Annotated in this window: 3 protein-coding genes and 4 pseudogenes; 5 read left to right on the forward strand and 2 right to left on the reverse strand. The window is 70.0% G+C overall.

From position 1 onward, the window contains the following. Nucleotides 1–743: 743 nt before the first annotated feature. The 5 genes and pseudogenes from M2351_RS45435 to M2351_RS45450 all read left to right on the forward strand — a co-directional run. Nucleotides 744–1,265, forward strand: a pseudogene (locus M2351_RS45435) (M10 family metallopeptidase C-terminal domain-containing protein); the annotation flags it as partial. After that, nucleotides 1,237–1,353: pseudogene (locus M2351_RS45440) on the forward strand (hypothetical protein); the annotation flags it as partial. The pseudogenes M2351_RS45435 and M2351_RS45440, both read left to right, overlap by 29 nt. A 273-nt stretch (nucleotides 1,354–1,626) precedes the next feature. Next, nucleotides 1,627–6,093: a poly(beta-D-mannuronate) C5 epimerase gene (locus M2351_RS43660; RefSeq protein WP_406567505.1), complete on the forward strand. Its 4,467-nt coding sequence runs from the start codon at nucleotides 1,627–1,629 to the stop codon at nucleotides 6,091–6,093. 5 nt (nucleotides 6,094–6,098) lie between these two features. Beyond that, nucleotides 6,099–10,973, forward strand: a pseudogene (locus M2351_RS45445) (beta strand repeat-containing protein); the annotation flags it as partial. Nucleotides 10,974–11,081: 108 nt separating this feature from the next. Beyond that, nucleotides 11,082–14,684: pseudogene (locus tag M2351_RS45450) on the forward strand (Calx-beta domain-containing protein); the annotation flags it as partial. 189 nt (nucleotides 14,685–14,873) lie between these two features. Here M2351_RS45450 and M2351_RS43680 read toward each other — a convergent pair. Both M2351_RS43680 and M2351_RS43685 read right to left on the reverse strand, forming a co-directional pair. Further along, nucleotides 14,874–15,095 (reverse strand): hypothetical protein, encoded by a 222-nt coding sequence (locus M2351_RS43680; protein WP_264662192.1) that lies wholly within the window; start codon nucleotides 15,093–15,095, stop codon nucleotides 14,874–14,876. A 13-nt stretch (nucleotides 15,096–15,108) separates the two neighbouring features. After that, complete coding sequence (locus M2351_RS43685; RefSeq protein ID WP_264662193.1) at nucleotides 15,109–16,593, reverse strand: GH1 family beta-glucosidase; 1,485 nt, start codon at nucleotides 16,591–16,593, stop codon at nucleotides 15,109–15,111. Between the last annotated feature and the right edge of the window lie 79 nt (nucleotides 16,594–16,672).

The following is a 16,672-nucleotide window of genomic DNA, read 5'->3' on the forward strand; positions in this document are numbered from 1 at the left end:
GGTGAGTTCGGGCGCCGGCAGGGCGATGGGCCGGGACGGCAGGCGGCGCAGGTCGTTCTCGCCCGCCTTGGAAATGCCGCCATGTGTCGGCCCGAAGTGAAGGCTCTTCTTGAGGCGCTTGACGCAGGGCCTCCCCACTGCGGCGGCATCAGCCGGATCGCGTCACCGAGCCCTTGGTGATCTCACGGACCCAGAATGATCCGGGAGGCGGCTATCCGGCCAGAACCCGGTTTGGAACCGATTCTGCGATGACGCCCTTTGCGCCACTCGAACGAGAGAAAATCGCTTGGCGCGATTGTTATCAGAAGAGATACTTTCGTTCATATTCCACACTTATGCCATTAGGCGCCGGCGAAACACCCGTTTTCCGCGTTTTGATCCTGATCTTGAAAATCCTGAGATGAACAATGCTCTCAAGAGGAAACCAACGCCACCCCTCCATAAGGGGCAGCCCGAAGAACATCATCTGGTTCGCTAAGTCGTTGATTTTATTCGGTCGGATTGCGGCACATGGTCGCATGCGCGGAAGACAGAAACACCAGTCCTCAAAAATATTGAGTGGCCGTTGGCGAGCGTTATTAAATCAATGCCCATCCGAGCATAATTCTCTCATTCATCGATTTATTGAGATCTTTGACCACTATTTTACGATAAGAAAGCTTTAGCCAATAACCCAAGATTGAAAAGTCCTGAGTGCAAAGGTAGGAGGAAAGTCCGAACGATTTAGTCCAAAGGGGTATCCGATGTCCGAGCTGGTTGGCACTCCGGGGAACGACACGCTGGCCGGGGGAGCCGGCAACGACACGCTGGATGGGGCTGGCGGCTACGATCTCCTGACCGGTGGACAGGGAGCGGATACCTTCCGTTTCAGCAGCCTTGCGGACATCAGCAACGACCAGATCACCGATTTCGGCCCAGGCGACCGCATCGACCTGTCGGCCCTGAACGCCACCTTCATCGGCACTGGGTCCTTCACCGGCTCCCCCATGAACAAGGGGCCGGCCCAGATCCGCAACCGGATCGATTTTTCCACGTCGGTTCTTGAGATCGACAGCGACGGCAACGGTTACCCCGACCGCTACATCTATGTGAACAACGGACCGGCCCTTCGGGAGATCGAAGGCTCGCCCGGCTTGCTCGAAAGCGTGCCCGACCTGACGCTCACCGGGACGGAAGCGGGCGAGACGCTGGACGGCGGCGGCGGGCGCGACACGATCAGCGGCGGCGGCGGCAACGATCGCCTGCGCGGCTTCGCGGGCCACGACAGCTTGTCCGGCGGCCAGGGCGACGACACGCTGGAGGGGGGGGACCGGCAACGATACGCTGACCGGCGGTGCCGGCAACGACACCTTCCTTTTCCCGGGCCTCTTCCAGGGAACGAACGGCGCGCTCGGCTACAACGAAGCCCGGCTCACCGACTTCGCGCAGGGCGACCGGATCGACCTGTCGGGCTTCAACGCCACCTTCGTCGGCACCGGCTCCTTCACCGGCAACTCCATCAACAAAGGGCCGGCGCAGGTCCGCGTCCGCACCGATCTTGCCAACACCACGCTGGAGATCGACGGCAACGGCGACGGCTTCACCGACCTTTCCATCTACATCAGCGGGTCTCCCGGACTGCAGGAGGTGGCCGGTTCGCCGGGCGTGTTCGAGCGTGTGGCCGACCTGACGCTCACCGGCACGGAGGCGGGCGAGACGCTGGACGGCGGGGCCGGACGCGACACCATCAGCGGCGGCGGCGGCAACGACCTGCTGCGCGGCCTGACTGGCAACGACAGCCTCTCCGGCGGCACCGGGGACGACACGCTGGACGGCGGCTCCGGCTCCGACACGCTGACCGGCGGCGCCGGCAACGACACCTTCCTGTTCAGCCCCGTTTCCAGCACCTCCGGCTACAACAGCACCCAGATCGCCGACCTTGCGCAGGGCGACCGCATCGACATGTCGGGCCTGAACGCCGCCTATATCGGCACCGGGTCCTTCACCGGCACCTACGCGAACAAGGGTCCGGCGCAGTACCGGCTCCGCACGGATTCCGGCGTCGCGCTGGAGGTGGACAGCGACGGCGACGGCTATGCGGACCGGTCAGTCTACATCACTGGCGCTCCCGCCCTGCAGCAGGTGGCCGGCTCTCCCAATGTGTTCGAACGGGTACCGGATCTGACCCTGACGGGCACCGATGGGGACGATGCGCTGACCGGAGGCGCCGGCGCCGACACCATCGGCGGCGGCGGCGGCAATGATCGGCTGCTCGGCTTGGCCGGCAACGACAGCCTGACCGGCGGCGCTGGCAACGACACGCTGGACGGCGGGGTCGGCTACGACACGATGACCGGCGGGGCCGGCGACGACACCTTCCTGTTTTCCACCACCGCCAGCTACGGCTACGCCACGATCACCGATTTCGGCCAGAGCGACCGCATCGACCTGTCCGCGCTGGGCGCCACCTTCATCGGCGAAACCGCCTTCACCGGAACCTATATGAACAAGGGTCCGGCGCAGGTGCGCATCAACGCCACCACCTACAACACGACGCTGGAGATCGACACCGACGGTGACGGCTTCACCAATCGGTCCATCTCCCTGAACGGGGGATCGGCGATCCAGCAGGTGGCCGGCTCGCCCGGTATCTTCACGATGGTCCCCGACCAGACCGTCACCGGGACGGCGGCGGATGAATCGCTGGACGGCGGCGCCGGGCGCGACACCATCAGCGGCGGCGAAGGCAATGACCTGCTGCGCGGCCTGGGCGGCAACGACAGCCTGATCGGTGGTGCCGGCAACGACACGCTGGACGGCGGCTCCGGCTCCGACACGCTGACCGGCGGCACCGGCAACGACACCTACCGCTTCGCCAGCCTGGCGGACGTCAACGGCGACCTCATCAGCGACTTCGCTCTGGGCGACCGCATCGACCTGACCGGCCTGGGCGCCACCTTCATCGGCGACAGCGCCTTCACCGGCAGCTCTGCCAGCAATGGCCCGGCGCAGATCCGCGTGCGGACCTACACCGGCCAGACGTCGCTGGAGATCGACAGCAACGGCGACGGCTACGCCGACCGCTACATCTACGTGAACGGCGGGCCCGCCCTGCGGGAGGTTGCCGGGTTTCCAGGCGTGCTGGAGCGGGTGCCCGACCAGACCCTCACCGGAACCGACGCGGACGACGCGCTGACCGGCAGTGCCGGCCGCGACACCATCAGCGGGGGCGCCGGCAACGACCTGCTGCGCGGCCAGTCCGGCAGCGACAGCCTGATCGGCGGCGAGGGCGACGACACGCTGGACGGCGGCGCCGGTACCGACACGATGACCGGCGGCACCGGCAACGACACCTACCGCTTCGTCCTGAGCGACATGGAAGGCGATGTCATCACCGACTTCGCGCAGGGCGATCGCCTCGACCTCAGCACGGCGAACGCCACCTTCATCGGCAGCGGCGCCTTCACCGGCAGCTACGCCAGCAACGGCCCGGCGCAGATCCGCATCAGCGTCAACGCCAACACCACCGTCGTGGAGATCGACAGCAACGGCGACGGTGTGTCCGACCGCACGATCAGCCTGACCGGCGCGCCCGCGCTTCAGCCGGTTGCCGGCGCGCCCGGTCTGTTCGAGCGCATTCCCGACCGGACGTTCACCGGGACCGATGGGAACGATTCGCTGACCGGCAGTGCCGGGCGCGACACCATCAGCGGCGGCGCTGGCAACGATCTTCTGCTCGGCATGAACGGCAACGACAGCCTGTCCGGCGGGACCGGAGACGACACGTTGGACGGTGGCGCCGGCGGCGACAGCCTGACCGGTGGCGCTGGCAACGACACGTTCCGCTTTTCCAGCCTGGATGATATCGCGGAGGACATCATCACCGACTTTGCGGCCGGCGACCGCATCGATCTGTCGGCTTTGAACGCCGTCTTCATCGGCAGCGACCGTTTCACCGGCACTTATGCCAACCACGGGCCGGCCCAGGTTATGGTCAGCACGAGCAATGCCACCACTTACCTGTGGATCGACAGCAACGGCGACGGACTGTCCGACCACATCATCACTCTGGCCGGTTCGCACACGTTGCGGGAGGTGGCCGGCTCGCCCGGCGTGCTGGAGCGGGTGGCCGAACTGACCGTGACCGGTGGTGTCGGCGCGGAGACGTTGACCGGCGGTGCCGGGCGCGATGTTATCAGCGGGGGCGGCGGGGACGATCTGCTGGACGGCTTGGCCGACGACGACGTCCTGTCCGGTGGCGACGGTAACGATACGCTGGTCAGCGGTCTCGGCGTCGACACGCTGAGCGGCGGGGCGGGCAACGACATCTTCCGCTTTCCAAACGGAACCGGCACGCACGGCTATCAGCATGCCTGGATCGTCGATTTCGCGCCGGGCGACCGCATCGACCTGTCCGACTGGAATGCCACCTTCATCGGCGATTCGGCCTTCACCGGCAACGCTGTGAACCGTGCTCCGCAGGTACGCGTCCGCACCGACGCGGCCAACACCATGCTGGAAATCGATGGGGATGGCGACGGCAACATCGATCGGACCATCTACATCAACGGTTCGCCGGGACTGCGGGAGGTGGCCGGTTCACCGGGCGTGTTCGAGTGCGTGCCCGCCCAGACCATCACCGGCACGGCGGCCGGCGATACGCTGGACGGCGGCGCCGGCCGCGACACCATCGGCGGCGGTGCCGGCAACGACCTGCTGCGCGGACTGGCGGGCAACGACAGCCTGACGGGAGACGCGGGTGACGACATCCTGGAAGACGGCCTCGGATCCGACACGCTGACCGGCGGCGCCGGCAACGACACCTTCCGCATCGTGGCGCAGCCGGCCGGAACGACCTTCAGCTACTCCATCGTCTCGTCCACCACCATCACCGATTTCGCCCAGGGCGACCGCATCGACCTGTCGGCCCTGAAAGCGACCTTCATCGGCGAGACCGCCTTCTCCGGCAACAACCTGAACGGTGGCACCGGCAAGGCGGAGGTCCGTCTCCGCTCCGACTATGTCGGCACCACGATGCTGGAGGTCGACAGCAACGGCGACGGCCTCGCCGATCGCACCATCAATCTGTACGGCTCCCACGCGCTGGTCGAGCAGGCCGGGTCGCCGGGCATGCTGGTGCGGGTGCCCGACCGCGTGCTGACCGGCACGGCGGCGAACGAAACACTGGACGGCGGGGCCGGTGGGGACACCATCTCCGGCGGTGCCGGCAATGACCTGCTGCGCGGCCTGGGCGGCAGCGACAACCTGTCCGGCGACGCCGGCGACGACGTCCTGAGCGGCGGCCCCGGACGCGACACGCTGACCGGCGGCGAGGGCGGCGACACCTTCCGGTTTGACGGCTTCGGCGACGTCGGCGGTGACCTGATCACCGACTTCGCGGCCGGCGACCGCATCGACCTGTCCGCCCTGAACGTCACCTTCATCGGGGACGGCACCTTCACGGGCAGCTATCCCTCCCTTGGCCCGGCGCAGGTGCGCTACAGGGCCGACGTCACCAGCACCACGCTCGAATTCGACAGCAACGGCGACGGCTTCGTCGACCGGACGGTCACGCTGTCCGGTGCCCATGCGCTTGGGGAACTGGCAGGGTCGCCCGGCGTGCTGGTGCGCCTCGACGACCGCTCCGTCGTCGGGACCGAGGGCGCCGACACGCTGAACGGCGGCTCCGGTTTCGACAGCCTGTGGGGCGGCGGCGGCAACGACGTCCTCAACGGCCTGGGCAGCGGCGACGTGCTCGACGGCGGGGCCGGGGACGACACGCTGAGCGGCGGCGAGGGCGCCGACCTGCTGATCGGTGGCGAGGGCAGCGACACCTTCCGCTTCACCGCGTCGACCCAGCTGGCGGGCGACCGCATCACCGACTTCGCGACCGGCGACCGCATCGACCTGTCGGCCCTGAACGTCTCCTTCATCGGCGAGGATGCCTTCACCGGCAACTCGCAGTATCCGGGGCCGGGACAGGTTCGCCTGCGCACGGTCGGCGACGACACGCAGCTCGAGTTCGACACGACCGGCGACGGCCGGATCGACGGCAGCATCGTCCTGTCGGGCGAACATGGCTGGCCGTCGACCCCAGCGCGCCGGGCGTCCTGATCCGCGTGGCGGAGCTGCACCGGACCGGGACCGACGGCAACGACACGCTGGAGGGTGCCGCGAGCCGCGACACGCTGTCCGGCGGCGCCGGCGACGACACCCTGTTCGGCTACGGCGCCAGCGACAGCCTGGACGGCGGAACCGGCAACGATCTGCTGTACGGCGGTTCGGGGGCGGACGTCCTGCGCGGCGGCCTGGGCGCCGACATGCTGATCGGCGGCGACGGGGCGGACAGCCTGGACGGTGGCCAGGGAGACGACACGCTGGACGGCGGCGCCGGAGCCGACCAGTTGATGGGCGGCGACGGGAAGGACACCTTCCGCTTCACCAACGTCGGCGACATCCTCAACGACCGCATCGGCGACTTCGCCGATGGCGACCGCATCGACCTGTCGGCCCTGAACGCGGTCTACATCGGGTCGGCACAGTTCAGCGGCACCCCCGGCAATTCCAGCCCGGTCCAGGTGCGCTCGGTCGTGGCGGGCGGGATGACCCGCGTGGAGGTCGCCTCTTCCGGTTATCCCTCCGCCAACACCTTTTTCACGCTGGTGGGAGAGCACGACCTTGCGGTTGATCCGCAGGCAGCGGGCGTGCTGGTGCGCGTGCCGAACCAGACGCTGTCTGGCACGGACGGCGATGATTCCCTGGTCGGCGGCTCCGCCCGCGACACGCTGTCCGGCGGCGCCGGCAACGACACCCTGATCGGCGGCGGCGCTGCCGACCTGCTGCAGGGCGGTCTCGGCGCCGACGTGCTGATCGGCGGCGACGGGGCGGACAGCCTGGACGGCGGGGCGGGCGACGACCAGTTCGTCTACGACTCCCCGACGGCCATGCACAACGACCGCATCCGCGACTTCGCCGCGGGCGACCGGCTCGACCTGTCGGCGCTGGGGGCGACGTTCATCGGCGAATCCCAGTTCAGCGGCAAGCCCGCCGCTCTGGGAAGCGCCCAGCTGCGCGTGTTCTACGGCACCGACAGCACGACGGTCGTCCTGGACAGCAACGGCGACGGGGCCGGCGACGCGGCGCTGACGCTGGACGGCGTGGTGCCGCTGGTCCAGCTGGCCGGGGCGCCGTCGGGCGTCCTGGTGACGGACGCCGGGCAAGCCCTGACCGGCGGGGACGGCAACGACAGCCTGACCGGCGCGTCCGGCCCGGACACGCTGACCGGCGGCGCCGGCAACGACACGCTGAGCGGCGACTACGGCAACGACCTCGTCATCGGCGGAGATGGCAACGACGTCGTGATCGGCGGCGACGGGATCGACACGCTGGAGGGCGGCGCCGGCAACGACACGGTGAACGGCGGCCCCGGCGGCGACCTGATGACCGGCGGCGCCGGCCGCGACGTCTTCCGCTTCAACAAGGCCAGCCACGTCAACGGCGACCGGATCACCGACTTCAGCTCCAGCGACCGCATCGACATCACCGACCTGAACGCCACCTTCATCGGCACCGCGGCCTTCACCGGCACGACGGCGCAGCCCGGACCGGCGCAGGTGAACGTGGTGGTGGCGGGCAGCGGGCCGTTGGCCGAAACCCGGCTCGTCTTCGATCTGGACGGCAACGGCGTCGGCGAGCGCACACTCATCCTGTCCGGCACGCACACGCTCGCGACCGCCCAGAACAGCCCCGGCGTCCTGGTGCGCATCGACGACCTCGTGCTTGCCGGGACCAGCAACGCCGACACGCTGGAAGGCGGCGCCGGGCGCGACAGCCTGAGCGGCGGTGCCGGCGACGACAGCCTGACCGGCGGTGCGGGCGACGATACGCTGACGGGCGATGCCGGCAACGACACGCTGGTCGGCGGCCTCGGCACCGACCGCCTCACCGGCGGCGGCGGCAACGACACCTTCGTCTTCACGACGGACGACATCGCTGGCGACCGCATCACCGACTTCACCGACGGCGACCGGATCGACCTGTCGGCCCTGAACGCCGCCTTCATCGGCACCGCCCTCTTCAACGGGACCGGGGGCGCGCAGATCCGCGTGTCCGCGGTCGGCGAGCCGGGCTACCGGAACACCCTGCTGCAGATCGACCTCAACGGCGACGGCCAGACCGACCGCAGCATCGAGATCGCCGGGGAGCACATCCTCCAGATCGACCCGAACGCGCCGGGCGTTCTCGTCCGCGCGCTGGGCCAGCGGTTCGACGGCACCGCCGGCGACGACACGCTGGCGGGGGATGCCGGCGACGACACGCTGACCGGCGGTGCCGGCAACGACAGCCTGACCGGCGGGGCCGGTCGCGACCGGCTCGACGGTGGGGACGGTGACGACACGCTGGCGGGCGGCGACGGGGCCGACACGCTGACCGGCGGCGCCGGCAACGACGTGTTCCGCGTGCTGACCGTGGGCGACGCCGCGGGCGACCGCATCCAGGACTTCGCCGACGGCGACCGGCTCGACCTCAAGGCGCTCCAGGCCACCTTCATCGGCGGCGGCACCTTCACCGGCTCCGCCGCGAATCTCGGTCCGGCGCAGGTCCGCTACGCCGTGACCGGTGCGGAGGGCCAGCAGCGCACCCGCGTGGAGATCGACGGCAACGGCGACGGCATCGCGGACTCGGTGATCGAACTCACCGGCGCCCACGCCCTGCGCGAGGACGGCGCGGATGCGGGGGTCCTCGTCCGCGTGTCCAACCAGAACCTGACGGGCACGGCGGCGGCCGACACGCTGGCTGGCGGCGAGGGCGCGGACAGCCTGAGCGGCCTCGGCGGGGACGACCGGCTGGCCGGTGCCGGCGGCGACGACCGCCTGGACGGCGGCGATGGCAACGACACGCTGGACGGCGGCGACGGCGGCGACGCGCTGGCCGGCGGTGCGGGCAACGACAGCCTGACCGGCGGTGCCGGCAACGACACGCTGAACGGCGGCGACGGCGACGACACGCTGGCCGGGTCCGAAGGACGGGACGAGCTGGCCGGCGGCGCCGGCACCGACACCTTCCTGTTCGCCCGCGCCACCGACATCGACGGCGACACCATCACCGACTTCGCCACCGGCGACCGCATCGACATCTCCGGCCTGTCGGCCAACTTCCTCGGCACAACGCCGCTGTCCCAGCGCTACGGCAGCGGCGTGGCGGTGAACTATGTCCAGACCGGGTCGGGCGCCTTCGCCACGACCGACCTGCAGTTCGACGTGGACGGCGACGGCGTGGCCGACCGCGTCATCCACATCACTGGGACCCACGCGCTGGCCGTGGATCCGGCCAACACCGGCGTCCTGACCCGGGTGACCGCGGTCAAGAGCACCGGCGGCGGCGGTGCCGACACGCTGACCGGTGGCGCCGCGTCCGACACCTTGGCCGGCGGCGACGGCAATGACCGGCTGGACGGCTTGGCCGGCGCGGACTTCCTGGATGGCGGGACGGGCGACGACACGCTGGCCGGCGGGGCCGGCGAGGACGTCCTGACCGGCGGCGACGGCAACGATACCTTCCGCTACGCCTCCGCGGCGGAAGCGGACAGCGACCGCATCGCCGACTTCGCCGTCGGCGACCGGTTCGACCTATCGGGCATCGCCTTCACCTATGTGGGCAGCGGACCGTTCACCGGCACCACGGCCCAGCGGGGCGGGGCGCAGGTCGGCATCCGCTTCGTCACGTCCGGCGGGTCGGCCACGCAGGTCCTGTTCGACATGAACGGCGACGGCGTCGCCGACGGGACCCTGACGCTCGCCGGCTTCCACGACCTTCAGGAGGCCGAGGGAAGCCCGGGCGTGCTGGTCCAGGCGACCGGCCTGACGCTGACCGGCACGGCGGACCCCGACATGCTGACCGGTGCGGAGACTCCGGACCGGCTGAGCGGGCAGGCGGGCGACGACCGCCTGCTCGGCAACGGCGGCAACGACAGCCTGTCCGGCGGCCAGGGCAACGACAGCCTGAGCGGCGGCGACGGGGCCGACCTGCTGTCCGGCGACGCCGGCGACGACACGCTGAACGGCGGTGCCGGCGACGACACGCTGAACGGCGGCGACGGCAACGACCGGTTCGAGGCGAGCGGCGGCACCGACGACATCAACGGCGGCGCCGGGACCGACGCGGTGGTCTTCACCGACGCCTGGGCGAACTACGACATCGCCAACAACGGCACGACGGTCACCGTCACCCACGCCCGCGGCACCAAAGCGGACGGCGTCGCCCGCGTGACGGCGGTGGAGGAGCTGCGCTTCACCGACAAGACCGTCGACCTGACGCCGGCCTCGGCGATCGGATCCCGCTTGATCAGTGGCCTCGGCGGGACCGCCGGCTTCGGCGAGAACGAGCTTGACCGCAGCAACGACGGGTCGAGCGGCTTCGTCGACGTCCGGTCCATCTTCGCGGACGGCATCAACGTCGCCGGCAAGATCTACACCGGCGTCTACATCAACACGAACGGCAGCATCTCCTTCGACGGGCCGCTGTCCACCGGCCCGTCCGCCAACGCGCTGTCGGCCTCGGCCCCGGCGATCATCGCGCCGTTCCTGTCGGATGTGGACACGCGGGGCGGCACGGGGGCGGCGACACCGGGCGGCACCTCGCAGGGCACCAACCGCGTCTACTACGACCTGGACCCAACGACCGGCACGATCATCATCACCTGGGACGACGTGGCCGCGAACGGCGGCACGGACGGGGCGCGCAACGCCTTCCAGCTCGTGCTGACCAACGCCGCCGGAGCGGCGGGGCGCCAGGCCGGGGACTTTGACGCGGAGTTCCGCTATGAATCCGTGACCTGGGCGCAGACCGGCGGCGCCGGGACCGTCGCGCAGGCCGGCTACACCGCCGGCAACGGCGACGCGGCGGGCGTCTTCATCCTGCCCCAGTCGGGCGACACGGCGGGGATGCTCGCCCTCGACAGCACGGCGGGCAACACCGGCTCGAACGGCTTGTGGCGCTTCTCGATGACCGGCGGCACCGCGTCGAACGCGCTGCCGGCGGTGGTTTCCATTGAGCCCGGCCAGCTGTCCAAGGCGGAGGGCAACAGCGGTTCCACACGCTTCACCTTCACGGTGACCCGCGCCGGCGACACGACCAGCGGCGTGACGGTGGGCTACACCGTCGCCGGCACGGGCAGCAGCCCGATCGGCGCCGGGGACCTGATGGGCGGCTTCCTGCCCTACGACGGGACGGTCACCTTCGCCGCGGGCGAGACCAGCAAGACCATCGCGGTCGACGTGGTCGGCGACACGGTGGCGGAGGCGAATGAGACCTTCGCGGTGACGCTCGGCACGCCGGCGGCGGGCTCGAACGTCAAGCTCGGCAACCGGCAGGCGACCGGGACGATCCTGAACGACGACAACCAAGCGCCGCCGCTGCCGCCGGGCTTCCGTCCCGGCGCCAACTGGGGCGACCCGCATCTGGTCACCTTCGACGGCTTCTACTACAGCTTCCAGGCGGTCGGCGAATTCACCTACGTCCACGCCAAGTCCGGCGACGAGCGGATCGTGCAGCTGCGCACGGCGGCCATGGGCGACGCCGTGTCGGTCAACACGGCGGTCGCGACCAAGATCGGGGCGGCGCGGGTGTCGATCAACGCGCTCGACGCCGGCCATCCGCTGCGCGTCGACGGGGCGGTCGCCGACATTCCGAACAGCGCCGGCTCCATCGCCGTCGGCGACGGCCGCATCTTCCGGTCCGGGAACGTCTACACCGTCGTCTACGCCAACCAGGAGCAGATGATCGTCACGGTCGAGGCGGACCGTGTCGACCTCCAGCTCTTCCTGTCGCCGACCCGCGCGGCGGGGTCGATCGAGGGCCTGATGGGCAACCTCGACGGCAATGCGTCCAACGACCTGGCCCTGGCCGACGGCACGGTGCTGTCGCAGCCCGTCGACTACTCGGTGCTGTACGGCAGCTACGCCGACGGCTGGCGGGTTACCCAGCAGACCTCGCTGTTCGACTACGGGCAGGGAGAGACGACGGCGACCTACACCGACCGCAGCTTCCCGCGGCAGGTCCTGTCGGTGGACACGCTGCCGGACGCCCTGCGCCAGCGCGCGGAGGCGCTGCTCGACGCCGCGGGCATCACCGATCCGGCGCTGCGGCAGGCGGCCCTGCTCGACGTGGCGCTCACCGGCGACGCCAGCTTCCTGAAGGGAGCCACGCTGGCGGACGCCCCGACGCAGCAGTCCACCACGGCGAACGCGCCGGCCGCCGCCCCGGTAATGACCATCGCGGCCCGCACCGCCACCGTGACGGAGCGCAACAGCGGAAGCACGAACGTCGTGTTCGACGTGTACCGGACCGGCGACTCCAGCGCCGACCTCGTGCTCGACTTCGCCGTGACCGGCTTCGGCACGGCGGCGGCGGACACCGCCGACTTCGGCGGGCAGCTCCCCGGCGGAACGGTGACGCTGGCCGCCGGCCAGACCTCGGCGACGGTGACCGTCGCGGTCGCCGGCGACACGCTGGCGGAAGCCGACGAGTCCTTCGCGGTCACCCTGTCGCAACAGGCCAACGCGGCGACCAAGGCGGTCATCGCCGCCCCGCGGGCGACCGTGACGATCGAGAACGACGACGGCGCGCTCACCCCACGCCTCGACATCGCCGCGACCTCCGCGACGGTGCAGGAAGGGCAGAACGCCAAGGCGACCTTCACCATCACCCGCAGCGACAACTCGCTCGACCCGGTGAGCGTCGCCTACACGGTCGCCGGCAGCGGGCCGAATCCGGCCGCCGCCGCCGACTTCGCGGGCAACGCCTTCCCCAGCGGCACGGTCAGCCTGGCGGCCGGCGAGACGACCAAGACCATCGAGATCGCCATCGCCGCCGACGCCCTGCCCGAGGAGGACGAGACCTTCACGGTCACGCTCTCCAACCCGTCGGGCGCCACCATCGGCACGGCGGTGGCGACGGGGGTCATCAAAGACACGGCACCGCCAGCCGATCCGGCGTCCGTGACCATCTTCGCGGTAGCCGGCAGCGACGCGGAAGGGAACGACGGCACGACGGCGCTGAGGTTCATGCTCATCCGCTTGGGCGACATCACCGGCGCGACCACCGTGTCCTACACGGTGACGGGCAGCGGCATCGTCCCGGCCACGGCCAGCGACTTCGCCGGGAACGCGCTGCCGCAGGGCACGGTCACCTTCGCGGCGGGCGAGCGGACAGCCGGGATCATCGTGAACGTCCAGGGCGACCGGGATGTGGAGGGTGACGAGACCTTCACGGTCACGCTCTCCAACCCCATCGGCGGCACCATTCGGGGGCCCGTCGCGACCGGCACCATCCGCAACGACGACGTCCCGTCCGGCAGCGGCAACTCCAACGGCGCGGGCTCCAAGCCGGTGGGCGACGAGACGGTGAACGGCGTGGTGGTCCAGACCCGGCAGGGAACCGCGCCCACCGGCGTCAACGTTCCCTTCGTCGAAACCGGGCTTTCCCAGGCCGTCCCGGCGGACCGCCGGGACGGTGCGACGATCGCGCTCATGCAGGATGCGGGCAGCGCCCCGCTGCTTCAGGCCAACGTGTCGGCGGGCGCGGGCCTGACCGCCTACGGTCCGCAGTCCACCGTGGACAGCAGCCAGACGGCCGGCATCTTCGCAGGCATGCTGGCCACCGTCCTGCCGGACGCCCGGAGCACGGACATCCGCAACGCGGTGAGCAGCTTCGCAGGCGGCGCCAGTGGCCAGCTGACGCTGCGCACGCTGACGCCGACGGGAACCGGGCCGGTCACCATCACCGGCAGCTCCGTCGCAGGGGCCCCGCGGGAAGCGCTGATCCTCAACATGGGCAGCAATCCCGGCGGCTCGGTCGTCCTCAACGAGGTGGACTTCGCGGCGATCGTCGGCAGCGGAACCTTCACCGGCGGGGCCGGCAACAGCCGGACCATCGGCGACGACGCGGCGCAGACCATCAACCTCGGCCCGGGCGACGACACCACCAGCGGCGGCGGCGGCAACGACGTCGTGGTCAGCACCACCGGCCGCGACCTCCTGGCCGGCGATGCGGGCAACGACACCCTGCACGGCGGCGACGACGACGACACCGTCATGGGCGGCGACGACAACGACCTGGTCGGCGGCGGTGCGGGCAACGACCTGCTGAGCGGCGACGCCGGCAACGACTGGCTGATGGGCGAGGACGGCAACGACACGGCGATCGGCGGGACCGGCGACGACGTGCTGTTCGGGATGGCCGGCAACGATCTGCTGACCGGCGACGAGGGCAACGACACCATTGTCGGCGGGGACGGAACCGACTCCATCCTCGGTGGGGCCGGGGCGGACCTGCTGGGCGGCGGGGCCGGCGACGACCTGATCGACGGCGGCATCGGCAACGACACCCTGATCGGCGAGGAGGGCAACGACACGCTGTTCGGCGGGGCCGGCGACGACGTGCTGTGGGGCTTCGGCGGCGACGATTGGCTGATCGGCGGCGCGGGCAAGGATATCTTCGCCTTCACGCTCGGCGGCGGGAACGACTATGTGTTCGAGTTCAACGCCGACGACGATCTCCTGGGCTTCGCGATCCCGGGCATCAGCATCGCCGACCTCAAGGCGACCGCCAAGACCGTCGGGACGAGCACGGTGTTCACCCTGTCCGACAAGAGCACCATCACCGTGGTCGGCGTCACCGGCGTGACGGACGCCTGGTTTCAATGATGGGGTTTCAGTGATGGGACTTCAGTGATGGGCGTCGGGTAACGGCCCCCGGCGGCGGGCGGCGGGGAAAAGCCCGATCCCGCCGCCGGGTCCGTTCCGCGCCCCGGTGGCGCGGTCCGTAACGCCGGGGGAAAGCCGTTCGTGGAGCAACGCAGCCGCCTGCGGCTGGAGTTGACCGCGAACGAGAATCTACCCACGGCCGCGCCATCCCGCGACTGCGGCGTGCAGGGCCCGTTCGGCGGTGGCTATGGCATCGCCCACGCCCTTGCACGAACCGCTCGCCAAGTCGTCTTCCGACGCCGTGACCAGCCATCTCCAGTCCGTCTCGCCAAGCCACACCACGGCCACCCATTGTCCCAGGACAAGGCGGCGGGTGGTGCCGGCACTGTCGACCAGCCATCGGCCCTGCATCGCGATCCCTTCCCTAGACCACCTTGTTTTGAGCGATGACCGCCCGGTAGAAGGACGCGCTCAGCTTCGGCGTGCGTGTCTGGCTTTCGTAATCCACGTGATGAAGCCCGAAGCGCGTTCCAAAACCCTCCGCCCATTCGAAGTTGTCCATCAGGCTCCATAGGAAATAGCCGCGCACCGGCACGCCCTCCGATGTGGCGCGCTGAAGTTGCGTCAGGTAGCTGCGCAGGAACATGACTCGGTCGGTGTCGTATACGGTCCCATTGGGCACGGCCCCGCCGGGCTCCGGCATATCCGCCGCCGCACATCCGTTTTCGGTGATGTGGATGTCCGTCGCCTTCCAGATCTCGGCCAGATGGCGGGGTCCCCAGTAGAGCGCCTCGGGACCAATCCTCAACCACTCCGACACCATGTACGGGTGGGACCGGGCGAAAGGCACCTCGGCGTACCCCGGCGCGGTGTCGACGGCGCGCACATAGTGGGTCGGCGTGTAGACGTTGATCCCGACGAAATCGACGGGACTCGCGATCACGGCCATATCGTCGGCGGTGAAGGCCGGGGCGTCCGCGCCAGCCGACGCGAGGAAGGCATCGGTGTACCGGCCCTCCATGATCACCGTCAGACAGCCGGCGTTGCGCTCGCGCGTCGCCAGCGCGGCCGCACGGATGTGCTCGGTCGTCTCGATCACCGGCACGCACACGGCCATGCTCTCCGCCAACCCCACCTGCGTCTCCGAACGCCCATGCGCGCGGATCGCCCGCACCGCCAGTCCGTGACCCAGCACGGCGTGATGCCGTACCTGATTCAGGCGGCCGGGCGGCAGGGTGAGACCGGGCGCGTGTATCCCCGTCCCATAGCCAAGCTCCACGAAGGCGGAAATCTCGTTGGTGGTGATGAAACGGCGGACCCGGTCGCTGAGCCGTTCGGCGGCGTGGCCGGCGTAGTCCGCGAAGGCCTTGGCCGTGTCCCGCGATTCCCAGCCGCCGCGATCCTGCAGGGCCTGCGGCAGGTCCCAGTGGTAGAGCGTCGGGAATGGCTCGATGCCGTTGGCCAGCAGCTCGTCCACCAGCCGGTCGTAGAAATCCAGGCCTTTCGGGTTCGGAACGCCTGTGCCCTGCGGGAACAGGCGGGGCCAAGCAATCGAGAACCGGTAGGCCTTCGCCCCCAGGTCGCGGGCCATTGCCACGTCCTCCCGATAGCGATGGTAGTGGTCGGCGGTCACGTCGGCGTTGTCGTTGTTGCGCACCTTCCCCAGCGTGTGCGCAAAGCGGTCCCAGATGGACGGACCGCGGCCATCCTCCCCGACCGCCCCTTCAACCTGATAGGCGGAGGTCGCCGTGCCCCAGAGGAACCCGTCCGGAAACCGGCGCGCGGCCTCCGGACGGACCGCAGCTTGGCCGCCCGGCTGTGCGTCGGCGGCCCTGGCCCGGGCGGACAGGCCGAGCGCGGTCAGCCCAGCGATTTTGCCGAACGCGCGTCGGGTCCACCGTGTGAGCATGGGCGGGCGCTCGCTTCTGTGTGGGCCGTTGAGCCGGGCCGGGACGGGCGCAGTCTAAACGGACCCGGGGTGCTTCCAC

The organism is Azospirillum canadense (genome assembly GCF_025961225.1).
Classification (GTDB): Bacteria; Pseudomonadota; Alphaproteobacteria; order Azospirillales; family Azospirillaceae; genus Azospirillum; species Azospirillum canadense.

Excerpts from the sequence above, each read along its gene's own strand:
- M2351_RS43680 (WP_264662192.1), bottom strand. The coding sequence starts at position 15,095 with ATGCAGGGCCGATGGCTGGTCGACAGTGCCGGCACCACCCGCCGCCTT.
- M2351_RS43685 (WP_264662193.1), bottom strand. The coding sequence starts at position 16,593 with ATGCTCACACGGTGGACCCGACGCGCGTTCGGCAAAATCGCTGGGCTG.